At 36.8% G+C, this 19,387-nt stretch carries 15 protein-coding genes; 1 reads left to right on the top strand and 14 read right to left on the bottom strand.

Annotated features, from left to right (window positions below; all coding sequences use genetic code 11):
• Positions 1 to 26: 26 nt before the first annotated feature.
• The 10 genes from AC2TFD_RS06820 to AC2TFD_RS06775 all read right to left on the bottom strand — a co-directional run bounded on the left by AC2TFD_RS06820 (position 27) and on the right by AC2TFD_RS06775 (position 13,624).
• The gene (locus AC2TFD_RS06820) at positions 27 to 1,592 is read right to left on the bottom strand and encodes a beta-N-acetylhexosaminidase family protein (RefSeq protein ID WP_335518208.1); all 1,566 of its coding nucleotides are present in this window, start codon (positions 1,590 to 1,592) and stop codon (positions 27 to 29) included.
• A 28-nt stretch (positions 1,593 to 1,620) separates the two neighbouring features.
• Positions 1,621 to 3,465: a hypothetical protein gene (locus AC2TFD_RS06815; RefSeq protein WP_335518211.1), complete on the bottom strand. Its 1,845-nt coding sequence runs from the start codon at positions 3,463 to 3,465 to the stop codon at positions 1,621 to 1,623.
• A gap of 28 nt (positions 3,466 to 3,493) precedes the next feature.
• On the bottom strand, positions 3,494 to 5,074 hold the full coding sequence (locus AC2TFD_RS06810; RefSeq protein ID WP_335518213.1) for an FAD-dependent oxidoreductase: 1,581 nt from the start codon (positions 5,072 to 5,074) through the stop codon (positions 3,494 to 3,496).
• 73 nt (positions 5,075 to 5,147) lie between these two features.
• Positions 5,148 to 6,122, bottom strand: coding sequence for a Gfo/Idh/MocA family protein (locus AC2TFD_RS06805; RefSeq protein ID WP_335518216.1), 975 nt, complete (start codon positions 6,120 to 6,122; stop codon positions 5,148 to 5,150).
• Positions 6,119 to 7,129 (bottom strand): Gfo/Idh/MocA family protein, encoded by a 1,011-nt coding sequence (locus AC2TFD_RS06800; RefSeq protein WP_335518219.1) that lies wholly within the window; start codon positions 7,127 to 7,129, stop codon positions 6,119 to 6,121. The genes AC2TFD_RS06805 and AC2TFD_RS06800 overlap by 4 nt, the downstream gene beginning before the upstream one ends.
• A 45-nt stretch (positions 7,130 to 7,174) precedes the next feature.
• On the bottom strand, positions 7,175 to 8,518 hold the full coding sequence (locus tag AC2TFD_RS06795) for a GH1 family beta-glucosidase (protein ID WP_335568967.1): 1,344 nt from the start codon (positions 8,516 to 8,518) through the stop codon (positions 7,175 to 7,177).
• Positions 8,519 to 8,530: 12 nt separating this feature from the next.
• On the bottom strand, positions 8,531 to 10,411 hold the full coding sequence (locus AC2TFD_RS06790) for a beta-N-acetylhexosaminidase (protein ID WP_335518225.1): 1,881 nt from the start codon (positions 10,409 to 10,411) through the stop codon (positions 8,531 to 8,533).
• Positions 10,412 to 10,526: 115 nt separating this feature from the next.
• Positions 10,527 to 11,531: a zinc-binding dehydrogenase gene (locus AC2TFD_RS06785; RefSeq protein ID WP_335518228.1), complete on the bottom strand. Its 1,005-nt coding sequence runs from the start codon at positions 11,529 to 11,531 to the stop codon at positions 10,527 to 10,529.
• Positions 11,532 to 11,552: 21 nt separating this feature from the next.
• On the bottom strand, positions 11,553 to 12,608 hold the full coding sequence (locus tag AC2TFD_RS06780; RefSeq protein ID WP_484675350.1) for a dihydrodipicolinate synthase family protein: 1,056 nt from the start codon (positions 12,606 to 12,608) through the stop codon (positions 11,553 to 11,555).
• Complete coding sequence (locus AC2TFD_RS06775) at positions 12,608 to 13,624, bottom strand: NAD-dependent epimerase/dehydratase family protein (protein ID WP_335518233.1); 1,017 nt, start codon at positions 13,622 to 13,624, stop codon at positions 12,608 to 12,610. Before AC2TFD_RS06775 ends, AC2TFD_RS06780 begins: the two co-directional genes overlap by 1 nt.
• 235 nt (positions 13,625 to 13,859) lie before the next feature.
• Between AC2TFD_RS06775 and AC2TFD_RS06770 the strand changes: the two genes are divergently transcribed.
• A complete protein-coding gene (locus tag AC2TFD_RS06770; protein ID WP_335513906.1) occupies positions 13,860 to 15,215 on the top strand; it encodes a hypothetical protein in 1,356 nt (451 codons plus the stop codon).
• A 73-nt stretch (positions 15,216 to 15,288) separates the two neighbouring features.
• On the opposite strand, the gene AC2TFD_RS06765 is transcribed toward AC2TFD_RS06770, so the two are convergent.
• From AC2TFD_RS06765 to AC2TFD_RS06750, 4 genes are all read right to left on the bottom strand, one after another.
• Positions 15,289 to 16,188 carry a Gfo/Idh/MocA family oxidoreductase gene (locus tag AC2TFD_RS06765; protein ID WP_335518972.1) on the bottom strand — a complete coding sequence of 300 codons (900 nt, stop codon included), beginning with the start codon at positions 16,186 to 16,188 and terminating at the stop codon, positions 15,289 to 15,291.
• 29 nt (positions 16,189 to 16,217) lie between these two features.
• A complete protein-coding gene (locus AC2TFD_RS06760; protein WP_420489117.1) occupies positions 16,218 to 16,994 on the bottom strand; it encodes a carbohydrate ABC transporter permease in 777 nt (258 codons plus the stop codon).
• A 63-nt stretch (positions 16,995 to 17,057) separates the two neighbouring features.
• The gene (locus AC2TFD_RS06755) at positions 17,058 to 17,984 is read right to left on the bottom strand and encodes a carbohydrate ABC transporter permease (RefSeq protein ID WP_335518999.1); all 927 of its coding nucleotides are present in this window, start codon (positions 17,982 to 17,984) and stop codon (positions 17,058 to 17,060) included.
• Positions 17,985 to 18,100: 116 nt separating this feature from the next.
• Positions 18,101 to 19,369: a sugar ABC transporter substrate-binding protein gene (locus AC2TFD_RS06750; RefSeq protein WP_335518977.1), complete on the bottom strand. Its 1,269-nt coding sequence runs from the start codon at positions 19,367 to 19,369 to the stop codon at positions 18,101 to 18,103.
• Between the last annotated feature and the right edge of the window lie 18 nt (positions 19,370 to 19,387).

The raw sequence follows: 19,387 nt of genomic DNA, 5'->3' as shown, positions 1-19,387 counted from the left end.
TACTCCCACCGTTCCATATCTCATTTTTACTTATCATTCCACTCAGATAGGTACTCTGCTAATTTTTCGTTTAAGTACTGTATATAAAAGCAAATCATACTATAAGGATCGACAATTTCTTGTACAGCATTGCCCTTCAATTGTTCAAGATCCTTTTTCCATTTTAATAAATCATTACAAACTAACTGTAAGTCTTTATGACCTACTACTTTTTCTGGATCCATAATCCGATTTGGAAATAATGGCACATTCCATTTAGAGACTTCCGATAGTATAGATTCAATCTTTCCTAACGCATGTTTGACTTCAGCTTCATGTTCATCAAAAACGGAAAAAAAGTCTGTTTCTACATCTTCAAAAACATCTCCCCAACTTAATCGAGCAAAGTAATAACCATTCATTAACTGAGTTGATTTCCATGGATACAAAAAATCTAGTTCAGTTGCATGTTCTTTTGGAAGATAAGGAACAATCAAATTAACAATATTTTCTATTCCTAGCTGATAAAAAGACTCGATATCTTCATGAATCCGTTTGAATAATGGTGGAAATAAATCACCAAGCATAAAATGATCACTATAGTATTCAAAAACGGCTAATTCCTTATTCCATGCTTTTGTTGCATCACACCATTTTTGTAGTACATCCATTGCCCTTTCTTCATTTCTGAAAGATTGCTGATAGTTTCTACCCCAATAGGCGAATAATGTATTCACAGATTTTGAGTTTTCCACATCGTCCGTTAACTCTAACATTTTCCACGATAGACCCGCATTGTAGGCAATATGTTCAACGTGAATTTTGGGAAGTTCACTTTGGATTTGTTCAGTAAACGCGATATAATGAGCTAAAAACGGTTGGTCATCTTCTACTCCAATATCAGCAGGCCATAATGATACTCTTTCTATCGAGCTGGTTTCAGCACAATAATCCTTTATTTTTTTGATGATCAAGTCCTTCCAACTGTCATCTGCAAAATTGATCTGTTGTTTTTCTATAACAGAAGTTTCCTTTAATAAGTAGTGCATACTATGACCGCCCAAAGTGATTGACAATCCACGTTTTTCAATCTCTTTTACCACAATATGTTTCACTTTATCCCATAACATGAATGTAAAAAATAGTTCATTTAGATAATGTTTGGCTGCCCAGTCGATTAACTGTACTAGAAAATCAGGTTCATCATAGTTTTCAACAACCAACCCTCTCCGTTTCATTTTTCCTTTAGATATAGCAGGAACAAGGATTCTTTGATCATCAAATGTGATTTTTTCATTTGGAAAAAAACTAACCCACTTATAACCAAAAAGATTTTTACAAAGATGATAAACACCAAATAGGACTGAACGTGGGTTTGCACCAACAATATAAATTACACTTTCTTTTTGAATCAGTTGAAATGCATCGATTGATGCGCCATCTTGAAATAATGGTTGATCAATGAAGCCAATTTGAAGAAAATCTTTTTCCACCCCTAATACAAATGAATAATGGATGGGCTGTTTAACTTCTTCTGCATATTTGTGTAACTCTTCTTTCGCAAATTTAACAGGGGTTTCATCCGTTAAAATTGTACAGTTAATGGTAGACATATAAACATCTCCTTGCTTTAGCTTTACATCAAAAATCTAGTAGCGACTGATCCAATTCTTTCAATAATAATCCTGACACAATGATAGCATTCGTCCAACCGCTCTCCATTACATAAGCACCCCAGCCTGTATCGCCATTATTGCCATAATACTCGCCACGCTCCAGGTGAAAAGAACGCATCCAACCGCCATCAAATTCGCATTTCGGAGCGGAGATTTGAATGGAAGAGATAAAATGGACTATTTTTTCATGGAAATCTTTTAAATCAGAATTTCTAGTTGCTTTCACGGCTTCCCAGGCATTTACACATAAGAAATTATTAGTATATAACTGATCAGCAATACCTTCTTGATTCAAACGAAAAACACCGGTATCTTCCGTTCCATATCGTTCTGGATCAGGATTATCCGCTTCCTCAATAGCTCCGAGTTCATGTTGGTGTCTAGTTAAATAATCAGTAACTTCATATAGACCTTTACGGATTTCTTCATCTTTTGTTATGGCATACAATTGCGCTAATGATAATAGGAATCTGCTGTATCCTGCTGTTTTGCTATACATAAACTTCAGTTTCTCTTTATTTTCCAACAAAGTTAACGTACCCTTAGAGGCAGTCTGTAGAAATTCACCATCATTTGAAACAAGATAGGCTTGTATAAATGCAGCATGAACAATTGCTTCGAAATGCGGATTCATACTGGCTTCCGTTGAAGTTTGAAAATAAGCCTTTCCGTTATCTACTAATTCTTGTTCTCGGATACATTCTGGTCGTAGACCATTTACATTTTGAGTGTTTAATAAAGCATAAGCTGTTAACAGACCTCTTTTTTTGTATTCTTCAATACCCGTTTTTCGATAAAGATATAATAGAACAAGTGCCACCCAGCTATTATCATCTGAAAAGATTTGATCAGGTTTGCTTCGAGGACTTTGATACCACTTCCAAAAACCATAAGTTATCGAATTTGGGACAACGTCCTGATAGCCTGCTTCGAATAAGTAAGTTAGCAAGTTTGCAGACATGTTTTCCCATTTACTATCCTTGGTATATTCTCCATACAAATAAAACATTAAAGCGGTATGAGCATGACAATCAGGCCGTAAATCATTGCTAATATCACTTCGAATCGAATGAACATTTTCATAAACCCCGAGACTTCCATCAGCCTTCGGCAAAATTCCTGAATGTAAAAACCACTGCACACCCTTTTCAATGGTTTTTTCAAAATCACCTTGTTTTGATAGCTGAATAACCGGATTTATCATCTTCAGTGGCATTTGATAATCCTTTATCAGCCATTTTATAACATCATTCCATAACCAATTAGGTCGCAGCGTCCAGATTTGTTCATTTCCTAAAAAGGAAAAAGTAGAAAAAATAGCTTTCCCTTTACCATGACTTTTTACAATTATCCCAGGATATGCCCCTTCCTCTTCTGTCCTATGGGTTTCTTTAAAATGACCGATATCCAATAATCTTTCCGTATCAAATGTAAACCCAGTTAAAAAGGGACCTTGCCATTCGAGCAGCTGACCTTTTTTACAATAGAGGTTATCGGTGGAAATGACTAATTTCTCAAGACGGCGATTGGTCACAGCAAAATCTTGTTTGAATCCAAACAGTCTTGATGTTGGGAATTCCTCACAATTAATTAATTCTCCATATAAGGTCCCGCCCTGCTCTATAAATTCCCATAACTTTTCTATCATTCCATAAGGCAATTTCATTGGTATCCCATTGTCGTTACCATTGATGATAATAAACTCATACTTTAACAGATTTTTTTCTTGTAACTCTTCAATACTTGAAAAGTAGTTTGTAACATCCACAAACGGTTTCATTTGCTTACTGTTGTCAACAAGAGCGATCAAAGCTATCCACTCCATTCTAAAATAGGAATCAGACTTTATGAATTTTTGGCCATTCTAATTCAATTCCTGCTTGTACCAATCGTGACTGAAAATCCTTTAAAAATGATTCTTTATTTCTCACTTCATGTGGAACTATGTTTTTATCTATACAATAAGAGGCTAATTGCCCCGCCGCTTCTCCGATATTCCACTCAACGGGATGAAGCCGGTAACAACCATTGGTTAGATGAGTGGTACCGATATTTTTACTAGCAGGCAAAAGATTTCGAACTCGAATCGGAATTAAACTGCCAAGTGGAATCTGGAATGGATGGGCTGCTATATCAATGTAACTATTCATTCCTGTGCTTGGATGAAGGTCTAAACGGTAACAACCAATCCCTACACTATCTTCAAAAAAAGTGGCAGTATCCTTTCCATCGATTTCACCACTAATATGCTGTTCTTTCACCGTGAACTCTGCTTTAATTCTTCTTGATTCCCGTATATATGGGTACATCGCCAAACCATCTTCTGTGCCTAAAACATCTTTTCTTAACCGTAAACCAGGATACCCGCTGCCTCCATCTGGACGCGGGGCTTCGGTTTGCATCCAATATAGTAACGATAAACTTAATTGTTTTGCATTAAATATATGCTTTTCCCTTTCTTCATCCGATACATCAATAATAGGACCTAACCAATAATCATTTTGCGGCCAGTTTACAATGGTAATATCACTTTGAAATGTTCCTTGTTCAAAATTTGTTTGATCAATAATTCTCCGGTAATTCCATAATGAAAAACGGTTTGGCTCGTAAAAAAATGAATACTCAATGGGTTCCAATGTATGTGGTACTAGACCCCACCAGCTTAATTGCTTTGCAGGCCAAAAGTGCGCCTGGTAGTCTTTCCAAAACTCATATTGGGCAGGTTTTTCGATTGTATGGTCTTCCCCCTCAACATAATCAACTGCAAAACAATACGTAAAAGCCTGCATATTGAAAGGTTCTGCTTCCATACTAACCGCATGGTCTTCACCGGTTTCTGCTTGTGATTCGGCTCCAGTTACATACTCAACATTCGCAAGAGGCAATACATCACCTGTTTCCGTTGCGTCCAAAAAATAGTTTCCCTTTAGTAGAAGCAAATGTTTTGTTATTGGATTATTAACGGTTAAAGCAAGCACCTGATCCTTTTCTGTTTCAGCACAAATTATTTTGTACTCGATTAACAATGTGAGCTTCCCACTACTTAAAAAAGGAGCCAACATATCATTTAGAACAGTTAATGCCACTCTTGGTTCGTGGCTAATAGTACTAACTAATGCATTACCAGGATTAAATTGCTGATTGTTTCGTTGGTTATTCTTCACTGGATAGTTAGTAAAATAGTAGTCTCTAATTTTTCTTCGGAATGTTCGATAATTTCTTGTTGCACCGAAACTTTCAATCCATGGATGTTCATCTGGCGGTACCCCTTGGTTGGTAATTTGACCACCAATCCATTTTGTTTCTTCAGTTAAAATTACCGTTTTTCCAGTCTGCAGTGCAGCAAGTGCAGCTGCACAACCTCCCAGACTGCCGCCAATAATGACAAGATCCGCAGATATTTCTTGTGAAACTTTCAATGTATTCACCCCTTCATTTTGTTCATGTAAAAGCAATCAAGGAATCAAGTAACCCCCTTGATTCCTATCATTATTAGTTCAGTTTTATTGGGGTCTTTTTTTCATTAGACTGATAGGCTGCAAGTGCTACCTCAACTGCCTTCATACCAGAAAAGCCAGTTGCCAGCGGAGACTTCCCTTCTCTTACACTGTTAACAAAATCTTCTATAAGCCCTGCATCCATATCATCACCCCAGCCAATCCATTTGACACCATCGTGATCAGAATATAAATCAAGCTTTTGTGAAAAGGCATCCACCTTTAACGTTCCATTCGTTCCAATAATTTCTAGCGTTACATCGCCCCATGTAGGATAGCAGCTATTCCTAGACCAGCTGCAATCTAAAGTGGCAAACATCCCATTCGTAAATTCCATCGTAATAATTCCGCAATCATCAATGGGATGATTCGTATAAACACTACCAATTTCCGCATATACTTCCGTCACTTCGGCACCTGTGAACCATCTCATAATATCGACAACATGAACAGTATGGTCAAGCACAGCTCCACCACCCGACTTCTCTTTTTCAATAAACCAGCCTCCAGGATTAGTTCCACGATTGGTTCCTTTAATCGCTAAAATTTCTCCTAGCACGCCCTGTTCAATCATCTTTTTAGCCTGTTGAATGGGAGTGTTAAATCGAACTGGAAAAGCTGTCCCTAACAAAACTTGATTTTCTTCGCATACAGTAATCATTTCTTCCATATCGTTTAAATTCGTTGCTAATGGTTTTTCACACAGAACATGTTTGCCAGCTTTGGCTGCTGCCAGTACATGTTGATGATGTAAACTGTTTTCTGATGTAACGATCACAGCCTCAATATCGCTTTTTAGCAAATCTTGATAGTTTTGATAATAGGTCGTGTCAAAAAACTGAGAATACGTTTTGCCTCTTTCTTCATTATCATCGGCTATTCCTGCCAGTGTCACACCTTCCATACCTTTCAATACGGATGCATAACTATGTGCATGCATATGGGCAAAACTGATAATTCCAATTTTCATTTCAGATCGCCCCTTTCTGTATCAAGTGATACAGGTAAACCTGTTTTTAAAGACTTTAGTGCAGCCACTGAGATTTCCATAGCTTTATAGGCATCTTCTGCTGTTACAATAGGCGTTTCATTGGTTTGTAAACATTTTAAGAAATGTTCAAGTTCAATATAATACGGTGACTTTTTCAAAGGACTTTGAGGTACGGGTACACCGCTATTTTCCTCATTTGATTTTCTAACTGAAAGTAAAACGGGCTCTTCTTTTAAACTATCATATTCGAGAATGCCGCTTTTTCCTGCAAATTCAAATTGTGAAGAAAAGGTTTGATGTGCCCATGTTCCTTCTACATGAGCAATAATTCCTGATTTAAAAACTACCGTCACTAACGCATAATCAAGGTGTTCGATGTTCCGTTCAGAAAGGCCTTTTGCAAACACTCTCTCAACCTCTCCAAAGGTCCAGCGCAAGAAATCAAAATCATGAATAATTAAATCAAGAATCACTCCTCCACTTTTCGTATGATCGGCATACCAATCGCTCCATCCTGCAGGAAAGTTCCCTCCCCTTTTCGTTCGAACGACACCTATATCTCCAATCGTTCCATTCGATACGAGTTCTTTTGTTTTTGAGTATTGAGGGAAAAACCGAACAACATGCCCAACGAATAATCTCACATCTTTCTTTTCACAATAATCAATCATTTCTCGTGCATCTTGAAGTGTATACGCTAACGGTTTTTCACAGATTACATCAATTCCATAATCCGCTGCCTTCATCACATATTCTTTATGTAAAAAAGTAGGAACACAAACATCGATAACATCAATATGATCTAGATTATCAACTGCTTCCTCTAAGGTTTGAAAAATCTTTGTATCATGTTGACCAATAATTAGTTCAGCTTGTTCTTTCCTTAAATCAACAATCCCGACTACATGAACATCTTCCATAGAATAATAGGAAGTGGCATGTTCCATCCCCATCGTTCCTGCACCAATCAATACTATCTTTTGCATACGATTAATCCCTCTTTCGATATATTCAGGATTCTGTCAGCCAATTTATATTTCCATCCAGCCATTAGAAATTACTTTTTTATACCAGTAGTAACTATCTTTTTTTATCCGTTCCGCTGTATTGAAATCTACATAAACAAGACCAAATCGTTTTCCATATCCTTCTGCCCATTCAAAATTATCGAGTAATGACCATGCCAGATAACCTATAATATTGATTCCTGAATCAATTGCTCTGCTTACCGCTGTTAAATGCTGTTTATAATATTTGATCCTATCTAGGTCTATCACTTTTCCATTAACAAGTTCATCAATACAACATGCCCCGTTTTCTGTAATAAATAATGGAACATTGCCATAGCGCTCTGCAAGATATTGAAACACTTTATAAAAGCCGTCTGCATAGATTGGCCATTCAATATAGGTCTGGTCATAATCGATTTCAATGTTTTCAATATCCAATAATCCAGCATTTTCTTTATAACGTGCAATATTTCCTGAATAATAGTTAACACCTATAAAATCAATCGGCTGATGAATGATTTCCATATCCCCTTCTTCAATATGGAGTTCTGCGCCTTTCTTTTTAAACCACTCCACCAAATAGTCTGGATAACGCCCCTTTAAAATGGGGTCTAGAAACCAGTCAATATTATGTCCAATTTCTCTTCTGCAAGCTTCAATGTCTTCCCGCTTATTGCTAAATGGTTCTCTCCACGTTGTATTGGTTGCTGTGCCAATTTGACCTTCTATTTCCATATCTCTAAATAACTTGACTGCTCTTCCATGTGCTAAAACTAAATGATGGGAAACATCAACAGCTAGCTGCAGGTCTTTAAACCCGGGCGCATGAACACCTCGATAATTGGATAAAAAGGCTGCACACAAAGGTTCATTAATTGTTTGCCAATACTTTACTTTCCCATTAAATTCTTTAAAAATCGTTTCAGCGTATTGACTATAGGCTTCAACGGTTTCTCGGTTTGCCCAGCCTCCATTATCCTGTAGAGCCTGTGGGAGATCCCAATGGTAAAGGGTAAGCATTGGTTCAATCCCTTTTTCCACTAAATGATCAACAAGGTTATGGTAATATTCCAACCCTTTAGGATTGAGTTCTCCTTTTCCGTTTGGATATATCCTTGGCCAGGAAACTGAAAAGCGATACACATTCGCCCCTAATTGGTCCAATAGTTCAATATCCTCTGTATAACGATGATAACTATCACATGCGACATCACCGTTATCTCCATTTTTCACGTTTCCCGGGGTACGGGAAAAGGTATCCCATATGGATAACCCTCTCCCATCCTCGAATGCTGCCCCTTCTATTTGATAAGCAGCAGTTGCACTTCCCCACTTCATATCTTTCGGAAACTGAATAATTGGCATATGTCTGACCTCCTAAATTAAGTTGCCCGCTGTGACAATCCGATGATAGAAGTGGTTTCCTAAAGAACCTTCTTCAATACCATTTGGACCATCATGTATTAATCTCTTTTCTTCTAATTCTTCAATGATTGTAATCTTATCTTCTAGCCATTGCTGTATACGGAATTGTGCAGTTTCCATCCGCGCAATTAGACCACCATAGCGAAGTTCCAATACTTCCCATCCAAATGGTTTATATAAGGAAAACCATACTTCTCTATGCTTGTGTCGAAGAAACCCGGCCTCTTTGGTCAGTTCGTTACTTTCTTCTAAAAGAGATGTCATTTTCTCCTTATCTTTTTGGTCATAGGCAGACTTTAACTGTATTCCCATTTCTGCCTTTACACTTAAAACACGAGCTAATTGTTCATAGAACTCAAATAAAAGCAATGCGTTAGGGTTTCTATCCTTGGCAGCATTTAATTGGGGAACTAGTTTTTGAAAATGCTCATTCATTCCCAGCCCGCGGATATTTTCATCAAATAAACCTAACAGTAAATCCTGCCACAGCAAAAATTTTGAAGCATTTGATGAATGTAGATTTTTTTCCATTACACCTGGGGTTTCATCTAATTGATTTAATAAAAGAAAATCCTCTAAATGATTACCAGTACTGAAATGGAATCGGTCTGCTAATTGATTTTTCCCAACCTTTTCATGATAGGTATGTTCAGCAAAAAGCTGAATGACGGGTAATGCAGTAGATAGTGGTGTTTCTGCTCCATTGTCACCCCATAATGTAGTGAAAATTTCTTGAATACCTTCTTTTTTACATGCCGTTAAAGCTGCTTCCGTTGTCGCAAACGCTCTTCCATAATTAGGTGATATCCCATTCCACGTCCATGCGCCGCCAGCAAAAACAGTATTTGTTCCCAACTCTCTATGTTTCTCAAAATAAGCGCGGTAAAAGTCTTCATCATCATGATAGTAGTCCCAATAAACAAGCTGAACATTCTTTGGAATGGATTCAATCGCTTCTTTTGGAATACTAACATCTGTATCATAATATTCCCCATGCTTTGAGCCTAATCGGAAGTACATATCACTCCAAATCATTGGCTTTAAACCATGAAGTTCCGCGATGGAAACAACCTGACTTAAATGTTTGTTCATAATCTCAAAACGATTTTCATAACCATTTAAGTCTAAATAACGCCCGAGCCCAAGCTGATGGGCTTCATCCATCCCAATATGAATTCGTTTCGATTTAAATGGTCTCGAGGCAGCTTCGATCATACTTTCGATAAATTGATAAGTTTTCGGTTCACCGACTAGTAATATATCAGCTGTATCTCTTATATCTGAAGCATAGCCCCACTTTAAAGCCATTATTAAATGGGCTAGGGTTTGAATGCAAGGAATCATTTCAATGCCAAAGGTATCAGCATATTCATCGCAAGCTTTCAGTTCTGCTTCTGTATATCTTCCACGCATATAACCAAAATACGGATAATCTGGAACTTCATATGTATCCTCTGTATAAAGCATAACGACATTTAAACCCATTACTGCCATTTTCCTAAGCAGTCCGTTTACTTCCTCTACTTTTAAAACAGCATTTCTAGAAACATCCAGCATCACACCACTGGTTTGAAATTGAGGGTGTTCTTTCAGTTCAAATTCACCATTCTTCCGGTAGTTTTCCAACCATAAACCAATGGCTCGAAAGAAATGAATTTTTTCCTGATAAATGATTTCACCTTTGCCACCTTTATTACTAACTTGAATAGGACCGACCCTTTGTGTGACAGAAATCGGGTACCCTTTTTCATGTAATTGAATGTTCAACTCATCCGATAAAAGCTGTAATCCTGTTAAAATCGAATTAGATTCGCCCATTAAATTTATTTGCATATGGTCATACCTCATTTCACCAATTTCATAATTTCAGTAAGTACGGTGTAGATAAAACCCATTGCATAAATACAATGGGTCAAATCTATTCCTTCAAAAAGTGAATTTTATTTATTTACTTATAGTGAATTAGTTTAGTAAGTGTCGTAGATTCCTTATTAAACAATTTTTCAAATTCTTGTGGTGCTTCATCAAATTCAACTACTTCAGTAATAAATGCTCGAACATCAATCCGTTTTTCTTTGACAAGTCGAATATATTCTTCTACGTTTCTACCTTCCGTCCAGCGAACATATTCATATGGATAGTCAATTGCTTCATATTCATATACTTTGTCATATCTGCCAGGTCCGCCTGCTCGAGAAATAAGCAGCTGTGCTTCTTTAGCAAACATTAAATCTCTCGGGAAATCTGGTTCAATATCACCAACAATTACAGCCTTTCCTTTATTGCGGATCCATTTCAAACATTCCTGTGTTAGTGGTGAACGTTTGCCTCCCGCACATAATAGAACCGCATCAGCGCCATGGGATTTCGTTTCAACCCGAATGGCCTCTTCCATCTCTTCAATTGTCGAAAAGGATTTAATTTTTTCTCCCTGCAGCATTTCAACTCTGCTTTCGTGAAGATCATAGGCGATGACATTGTAGGCAGCAGCATTAGCAATTTTGGCAATTAATTGTCCGAGAACGCCTAATCCTACGATAACCACCGTTTCACCAAAATGTAGATTCGCAATACGCAGACCATGAATGGCAATAGCACCGAGTCCAGCAAGAGCCGCTTCTTTTGGATCAACTGATTCAGGAACTTTCGCATATAAAGTTTTCGGAACTAACAAATATTCATCATGATGAACATATGGAGCTCCATAACACGCTACCAAATCCCCTTTTTTCACATCGGTGATTTCACTTCCGCATTCAACAACCTCACCCATCGCACTATAACCAAGATGAATCTGTTTATTTTCACTATTTGAAAGAATCGTAAGTTCAGTTCCTGGCGAAATGACAGAATATAACGTTTTAACTAATATATAAGAAGGCTTTCCTTCTATTTGCGGTAACTCGTCTTCAATAATTTCAACCTTCTTGTTGTGGGCTACAATTCTTTTCATTTGAACTCTGCCTTTCGTCTATTATTTAGCGAACCACTTTGATAAATTTGCTTTCACAAAATCATCATCGTGCAAGTGTGGATAGCTAGCATAAACCCGATTCAGCTCTTCTGCCTGCCCCGGACTTAATACTTCATGATCAAGCAAACACCAATTCCCTTGTAACAATCCTTGTCTTGCTAAAATTTCATTAATTCCAGCAATACTTCCTTTAAAACTATTTCTAGAATCAAAAATTGCTGCATTTGCATCTGTAATCTCTTGACCAAGAGTTAGCAGCTCTTTTGGAATCAAATCGTGATTTTGCACTTCTTTTACTTGATCAAAAATCTCAACTACTCGTTTTGTCCAAACGGACCAGTGTCCAAGTAGACCGCCGACGATTTTCTTTTCCACTTTTTGATTTCCAATATTGAATTGAAAAGTTGTAAGCAAGTCATTTATGATGTTATCGTCATTACCAGTGTACAAGGCAATTTCTTCATTACGAGGAGAATGACAAACGGCACGTACAACGTCTATCGAACAATAGCGATCAAATGGTGCTATTTTTATTGCATAAACATTCGGGATGGATGCGAATCTTAGCCAAAAATCATATGATAAAACTCTTCCACCCACTGCCGGTTGTAAATAAAACCCGAATAGTGGAATGATTTCTGCTACTTTCTCTGCCCGGTCAATTAAATCATCTTCTGACAGATGGTTTAATCCACCCATACTTAGAAGTCCTAAATCATAACCGGCTTCTTTACTAAATTTTGCTTCAAAAAGAGCCTGTTCAGTTGGTCCGCAAATCCCTGCCACCTTAATAAATTCATCCGGAACATTGGCCTGTTTTGTTTCTTCTATCGCAAGAGATAACACTTTTTTATATAGATTATATTCAGGTTCACGAATTTCAAATTGGGTGGTGTGAACCCCAACTGCAATCCCACCTACACCAGCATCAATGTAATACCGTGTTAATGCCCGTTGACCAGGTTCATCCAACTGTCTATCCTTCGTCAATGCCAGCGGATGTGCTGGTATAACTGTACCTGCATGAAGCTTTTTCTTAACAGCCTCTTTCAGCATTAAAATGCACCTTCTCTTTCTTGGAAATGAGTTGGTTTATTAATGGTCTGCCCATCACTGACAACCCAGTCAGCAATCATATCAATCATTTGTTGTGCCGTTACTTTTGGATACCCAAATAATTTATGTGCATGTGATGCATTGTTAAGCAGCGCAGTTGGGCTTTCTGTATGAACAAACACTGGTTTCTTATCCATCCGTTTTCCGAACTCCGATGCCAGCCATCTTACAGATAATGTTTCTGGTCCTGTCACATTTAAGATTTTCGGAGGGTGATTGGTATGTAATAATGAGCGAATCGCATACTCATTCGCATCTCCCTGCCAGATTACATTTACATTTCCCATTGTCAAATCAATTGGTTTTTCTGAATACACACTTTTTGCAATTTCTAGTAGTACTCCATAGCGTAGATCGATTGCATAATTCAATCGAAATATAACCATTGGTGTTTGATTTTTATGAGAAAAATAAGTAAGCACACGTTCTCTTCCTAAACAAGATTGAGCATACTCTCCAACCGGATTTGCCGGTACATCCTCCGTGCAACTATTGCTTAAAACAGTTGAAAATGGATATACATTTCCTGTTGAAAAAGCAACAATACGTGAGTCTTTAAATTTTTCCGCTAACCGACCTGGCAAATAGGCATTCATCGCCCATGTATAATGCTCATTCCCTACTGTTCCAAATTTGTTTCCTGCCATATAGATAATATTGTTAACATTAGGCAAGTCCTGAAGATCTTCTTCTTTTAAAAGATCAGCCTGTATCGTTTCAATTCCGAATCCCTCTAATTCTTCTCTTAAACTACTATCGGTAAATCTTGCCACACCAATTACCCTTTTTTGTACGCCTGCTTGATCAATAGCTCTTTTTGTCATTTTCGCTAACGTTGGCCCCATCTTTCCACTAACACCTAATATCATAATATCGCCATTTACCTGTGCGATGTCTTGAATTAATTCTTGGCTGGGTTTGGTCATAAAATTGTCTAATTCTGCAATCGTTTTCATACTGATCCTCCTAGAATAAATATTAATGTCTTCTGTTATGAAACTCATATATTACTAATTTGATTTCATTTTATATTTAGCTTTATTAAAAGACAAGTCACTTAAAGGTCTTTTAATAGCCATCACTTTTCAGAAGAAAATTTTATGTTTGACAATTAGAAACGTTCATCTTAATCTAGTAGTAAGATTATATAAAGACATTTCTTTAATGTGTCTTTAAACAGGAGATGACAAGATGAAAACTAACCAATTATCTAACAACGTCCCCGAAATTATTATTGGAATCGTTGGTCCTGAAGCACTTGACAAAGAAATAATGAAAGCGCTTGAAGCCTTCCCGAATTTTCATCCCATTTTTTTAAATGCAACACCATCAACAATCGTCCCTGAAGTCATTGTTACCTTGATTAATAAAGTTGAAGTACTTCTATTCACCGAATTTCCCACTTACTTTAAAGCAAAACAGCTTATGGACTTCTCAATTCCTTCTCATTATGTTCCTTTAATGGGGACAGGTCTTTATCGATCATTGTTTCTAATTAAAAATCAATATGATTCAAAATATTTATCTATCGATACAGTTGAGGAAAAATATATTCAACATATTTTTTATGATTTGGGTGAAACCAAATATGAATATAAATCCTTTCCTACATATAATCAGGCCGAACCCATTCACTCAATCGTTCAATTTCATCAAGAAAACTATCGAGAATTTGGTTCCATTGCGATTACGGGTATACAGGAAGTTTCACTGGAATTATCAGAAATGGGCATTCCTAATGAATGGGTTACACCAACCTATCAGGATATAATTGTTTCCCTTGAACGAGCATTACTCGCTACGGAAGCTCGCAAAAATAAGGAATCGCAAATTGTCTTTGGAATCATCGATATTGATAAATTTGATAAAGCCACTGAAAAATATACAACTGAACATGAAGTACAATTATTAAAGCTGAAGTTTCAACAAATGATGCTGAATTACACAAAACTCCTTGATGGCCATTTAATCAATTCAGGCGGAGAGGAATTTTCTTTTATAACTACACGAGGTATTTTCGAAAGAGAAACACGTGGTTATAAATTTATTCCATTATTAAATGCCGCCAAAAGCGAACTTGGTGTGTCATTAAGCATTGGCGTTGGATTTGGACGCTCAGCAGCTGAGGCAGGCAGCCATGCAAGGATGGCACTGCGTCAATCAAAAGAATTAGGTGGTAATGTATGTTATATCGTTCGAGAAGACCAAAGTGTCATAGGACCGGTTGACATTATAACCGATACCCAATATGAAAAATATGATTTATCAATCACAGATGCAGAGCTGCTAGAAAAAGCAGAAAAAGCAGGAATGTCTGCAGCCTATATGACCAAATTAATGGCAAGAGTGGCACGTCATAAAAAATATGATTATACGGCCCAAGAATTAGCTTCAACATTAACCATTACAACGAGAAGTGCCCACCGGATCCTGTTAAAATGGATGGATGCGAATTTGGTAGATATTGTAGGTGAAGAAAAAATCACCTATAAAGGCAGGCCAAGACGCATTTATCGGCTTAGTTTTATAATGGATAGCAATAAATAATAATAATGATAGGATGAAACAGCGGGAATAGGAAAGTGACCGCTGTTTCACATTGTTTCTATCCCAACTAAAATCAAATCCATATTTGTTCCCCAGTCACTTTGCTGTCATTGGCCGCTTCAATAAAGCGAATTATTTCTTGCGTTTCAGTTACTGGTACACTCTGTTTGCCTTTTCTAAAGAAAAGGATAATTTGTTCTAGCAAACTAGCATAATACGGTTTTGATGCCGAGTCGATTAATACATATTCATTCCCGTATTCATAATGAATAACTGCACCAAAGTTATTATTGCCTTTTCTATTCCCTCTTGCTGTACCTATTCTGCCATCTTCCCATTGTGAAATAATCAAATCATAATCTTGATTGGACACTGTCCGTACATTTTTTGCCCCGCGCCCTAAAATGGCATAAAGCATTTCAATTGTATGTATCCCATACCAAAAGTACCCTGGCTGCGTTTCAACTATTTCCATTGGACCAAAACAGTCTGCTCCAATTATTTTTCCTTTATCTTGTATAGAAAGTGCCTGGCTCAAGGCTTCAGCAAATCGCAACGCAGAAGTGCTCATGATGGGAGTATTATATTTTTCTGATAGTTTCACCATTTTAGCAGCATCAGAGGAACGTAAACAAAATGGCTTATCAATGAATATTGGTTTATTAAACATGACCATTTTACTTAATTGTTCCAAGTGTACTCTGCCATCTACAGACTCTAATAAAATGGCATCACATTGCTCTGCCACTGCTTCAATGGTCCGAACGATTTTTACCCCATATTGTTCAACTTCCTTCGTTATCCCATCAATCCGAGAATAACTTAACTCAAAATCAAATGATCCAGCGGGGCATGCCATTATAACCCTTCCACCTGGTACATGAAACTGGTTTTTCGGATCATTTAATAATTTTGTAAAAGCAACAGCATGAGAGGTGTCTAAACCAATCATTCCAATTTTTAAATTCTCCATATTCCCTCTCCTCAATTAAACTAAAGAGACTATTTCAACCCTGACATCTGTATGCCTTCTGTAAAATATTTTTGGAAGAACAAAAAGATTAAGAAGGTCGGAATAAAGGATAAGGTGGCACCTGCCATTTCAATTCCAAAATTCCCTTCCTTACTCAAAGTAGAGGCTAAACCGACTGTAATTGGATACATTTTTTCATTCGTCATATAAATTAAAGGCTGAAATAAATCATTCCAGTTACTTACAAAAGCAAATGTCCCAACAGTTGCAATCGATGGAAATGCTAATGGCATATAAATTTTCCGAAAAACATGAAAGTCATTGGCTCCATCCATCCGAGCAGCTTCATCTAATTCCATCGGAATACCTTGCATAAATTGGCGAACTAAAAATACACCCATAATGGCCCAAAGTTCTGGAATAATTAATGCTTGATATTCATTAATCCAGCCAAATTTTGAAAACATAATAAATTTAGGAATGATTAGTAATTGTGGCGGAATCATTATGACTGCCATAAATGTCCAGAAAATGACTTCCTTCCCAACGAATTGCTTTCTAGCAAAAATGTAACCTAAAATACCTGCAAAAAACATTTGTGAAAAAACAGGAATGATTGTCACGATTACTGAGTTTAAAATCCAGCGCAGAAAATTATCATTTCTAAATAAGTAAATAAAATTATTCAAAGATGGATTATCTGGGAGCCAAAATAATGGATCTAAGGATGCAAATGTAGTTTCTTTTAGTGAACTTAACACCATGATTAAAAACGGAAGGAGAAAGCAAAATCCTAAGAAGAACATGACAAAATATTTTAATATTTGCTTTAACAAGTTATTTCATCTCCCTTACATCACGCTGTCTCATTAGTAAATACTTTGATCATTTCCAAAATATTTTTTCTGAATTAGCGAAATGACTAAGATAATAGCGAATAATACATAGGATAATACGGCTGCATAACTAAAATTCAAATTCGTGAATCCAATCGTATATAGGTAATACACAATCGTACTTGTTGAGAAGTTCGGTCCGCCACTCGTTAATAAATAAGCTGAGTCGAATATTTGGAAAGATCCGATGGTTGTAATAATTAATACATAAAAATGAATTGGTTTTAATAACGGGAAGGTAATCATCCAAAAGGATTTAAAAGGTGAGGCACCATCGATTTTTGCAGCTTCATACATTTCTTTTGGTACCGACTGCAATCCAGCAAAATAATAGATCATTGTACTTCCGGATACTTTGAAAATACTTAATCCAGCTAACACGATCAGTGCTTGTGTAGAATCGGATAAAAATAATTGGGGATTCACTCCCAAAAAGCTTAATAAATAGTTGATAAAACCTGATTTTGTTCCCGAAAATAACCATTCCCAAATTCCGGCTACAACAACAAACGATGTGACAACAGGAAGGAAAAATATGCCTTTAATCAATTTGGTGAATCGAATACCAGACTTGATGATGAGCGCCAAAATTAATCCAAGTGCCATTGTAGGAACAATATAATAGAAGGAAAATAATAATGTATTCCAAATAGACTTCCATGCAATGTCGTCATTAAATAATTGCATCCAGTTTCTTAGCCCAACGAATTCTGAAACACCGATAATTCGATAATTTAGAAAGGTTAATATAAAACTATAAATAAATGGAATGACTTGAAAGACAAGGAAATGAGCTAAAATTGGTACAAGTATAATATAGACGAGGGCATTCTTTCTCCATTCGTCTTTGATTCTTTGCTTTAGAGGACGCTTCACTTTTTTTTCATTTTCTAAAGTCATCTTGTTTTTGTTTACCATGACCTTTTCCAAGCAATCACCTTATTTCCTTTTTTGTTAAGTAACAGAGAGTTTTATTCACGTTGGAATAAAACTCTCTAATTAAAGAAACTATTCGTTTACGGCTTAGCTAATTCGGCTTCGATCTTTTTAGCTGCTGCGTCTGCTGCTTCTTTAGGAGTTTTTTCTCCAGACATCATTGATTGAATTTCTGCTTGAATAAATGGCATGATGGCACGACCTTTAGGGTGAATCACACCAGGTAATGCATATTGTGTATATGTGGATAGCTGTTTCATATGTTCATTGGAATCAAATATGTCTTTCGCTTCTTCTTGTGTTGGGATATATTGTGTCACATTATTGAAAATTCGTTGGTTTTCAGCATTGGTAATTGCTTTGACAAATTCTGCGGCTGCATCTGGATTGTCAGTATTGGAAGGTACTACAAACATTCCCGTCGTACCATACGTTAATTGTTCTTTATTCTTTAATGGTTCTGCAATGGCAAACTCAAACTTACCCTCTTTTTGCAGCATTGTAACATCAATACCTGAGCCTAGAACTGCCATGATTTTCCCACCAAACCATAATTCATTTTGGTTGGTTGCTGTAATCGAATCTTCAGGAATATATTTATTTTGGTACATCTTGTTAACAATTTCGAACGCTTTAACACTATCTGCGCTATTGATTAGAACTTTATTATCTTCTGACACAACACCGCCGCCAGCTTGCCAAATCCATGGATAAATGGTACCGTTCATGGAACCTCCGCCAGAATAAGCTAATGCATAGAAATCCTTTTCTTTTGCTTTTGCTGCCCAAGCTTCAAATTCTTCCCAAGTCTTTGGAAGATTAGCTGGATCTTCACCAATCGCTTTAACAACATCTACATTATAGAAGAATGTATAGGCTTCTTGTAAAATTGGTAATCCGTATTTCTTATCTTTCCATGTTGTTGATACTAATGAAGATTCAACGAATCCATCAAGATCACCCTCATCTAAATAGGGATCTAATTCTAGAAGCATTCCTACATCTGCATATTGTGGCATTTGGTCAGGTATGGCATAAAATACATCTGGTCCATTGTTAGCAGCTAATGCAGTTAACACTTTTTGATCGCGATTGGACCAAGGAATCGTTTCAATATTTACCTTTACATCAGGAAACTCTTTATTATAGTTTGCAATAATGTCTTTCCACATTGCTTCTTCTTTTTTCGCATCACTTGTATAAGGATGTACCCAAACTGTTATTTCACCATCAACTTTATCTTCACCTTTGTCATCACCTGGTTTTGAACTTGTTTTATCACTGCAAGCTGCAAGAATTAAACTAAATGCTACCATAAGTATCAGTAACCATTGACTTTTCTTTTTCATGTAATAAACCCCCGTTTA

It is taken from the genome of Neobacillus sp. plas4, from assembly GCF_057221695.1.
The sequence above is the reverse complement of the archived record's forward strand: the minus strand, read 5'-3'. Positions and strand labels throughout refer to the sequence as shown.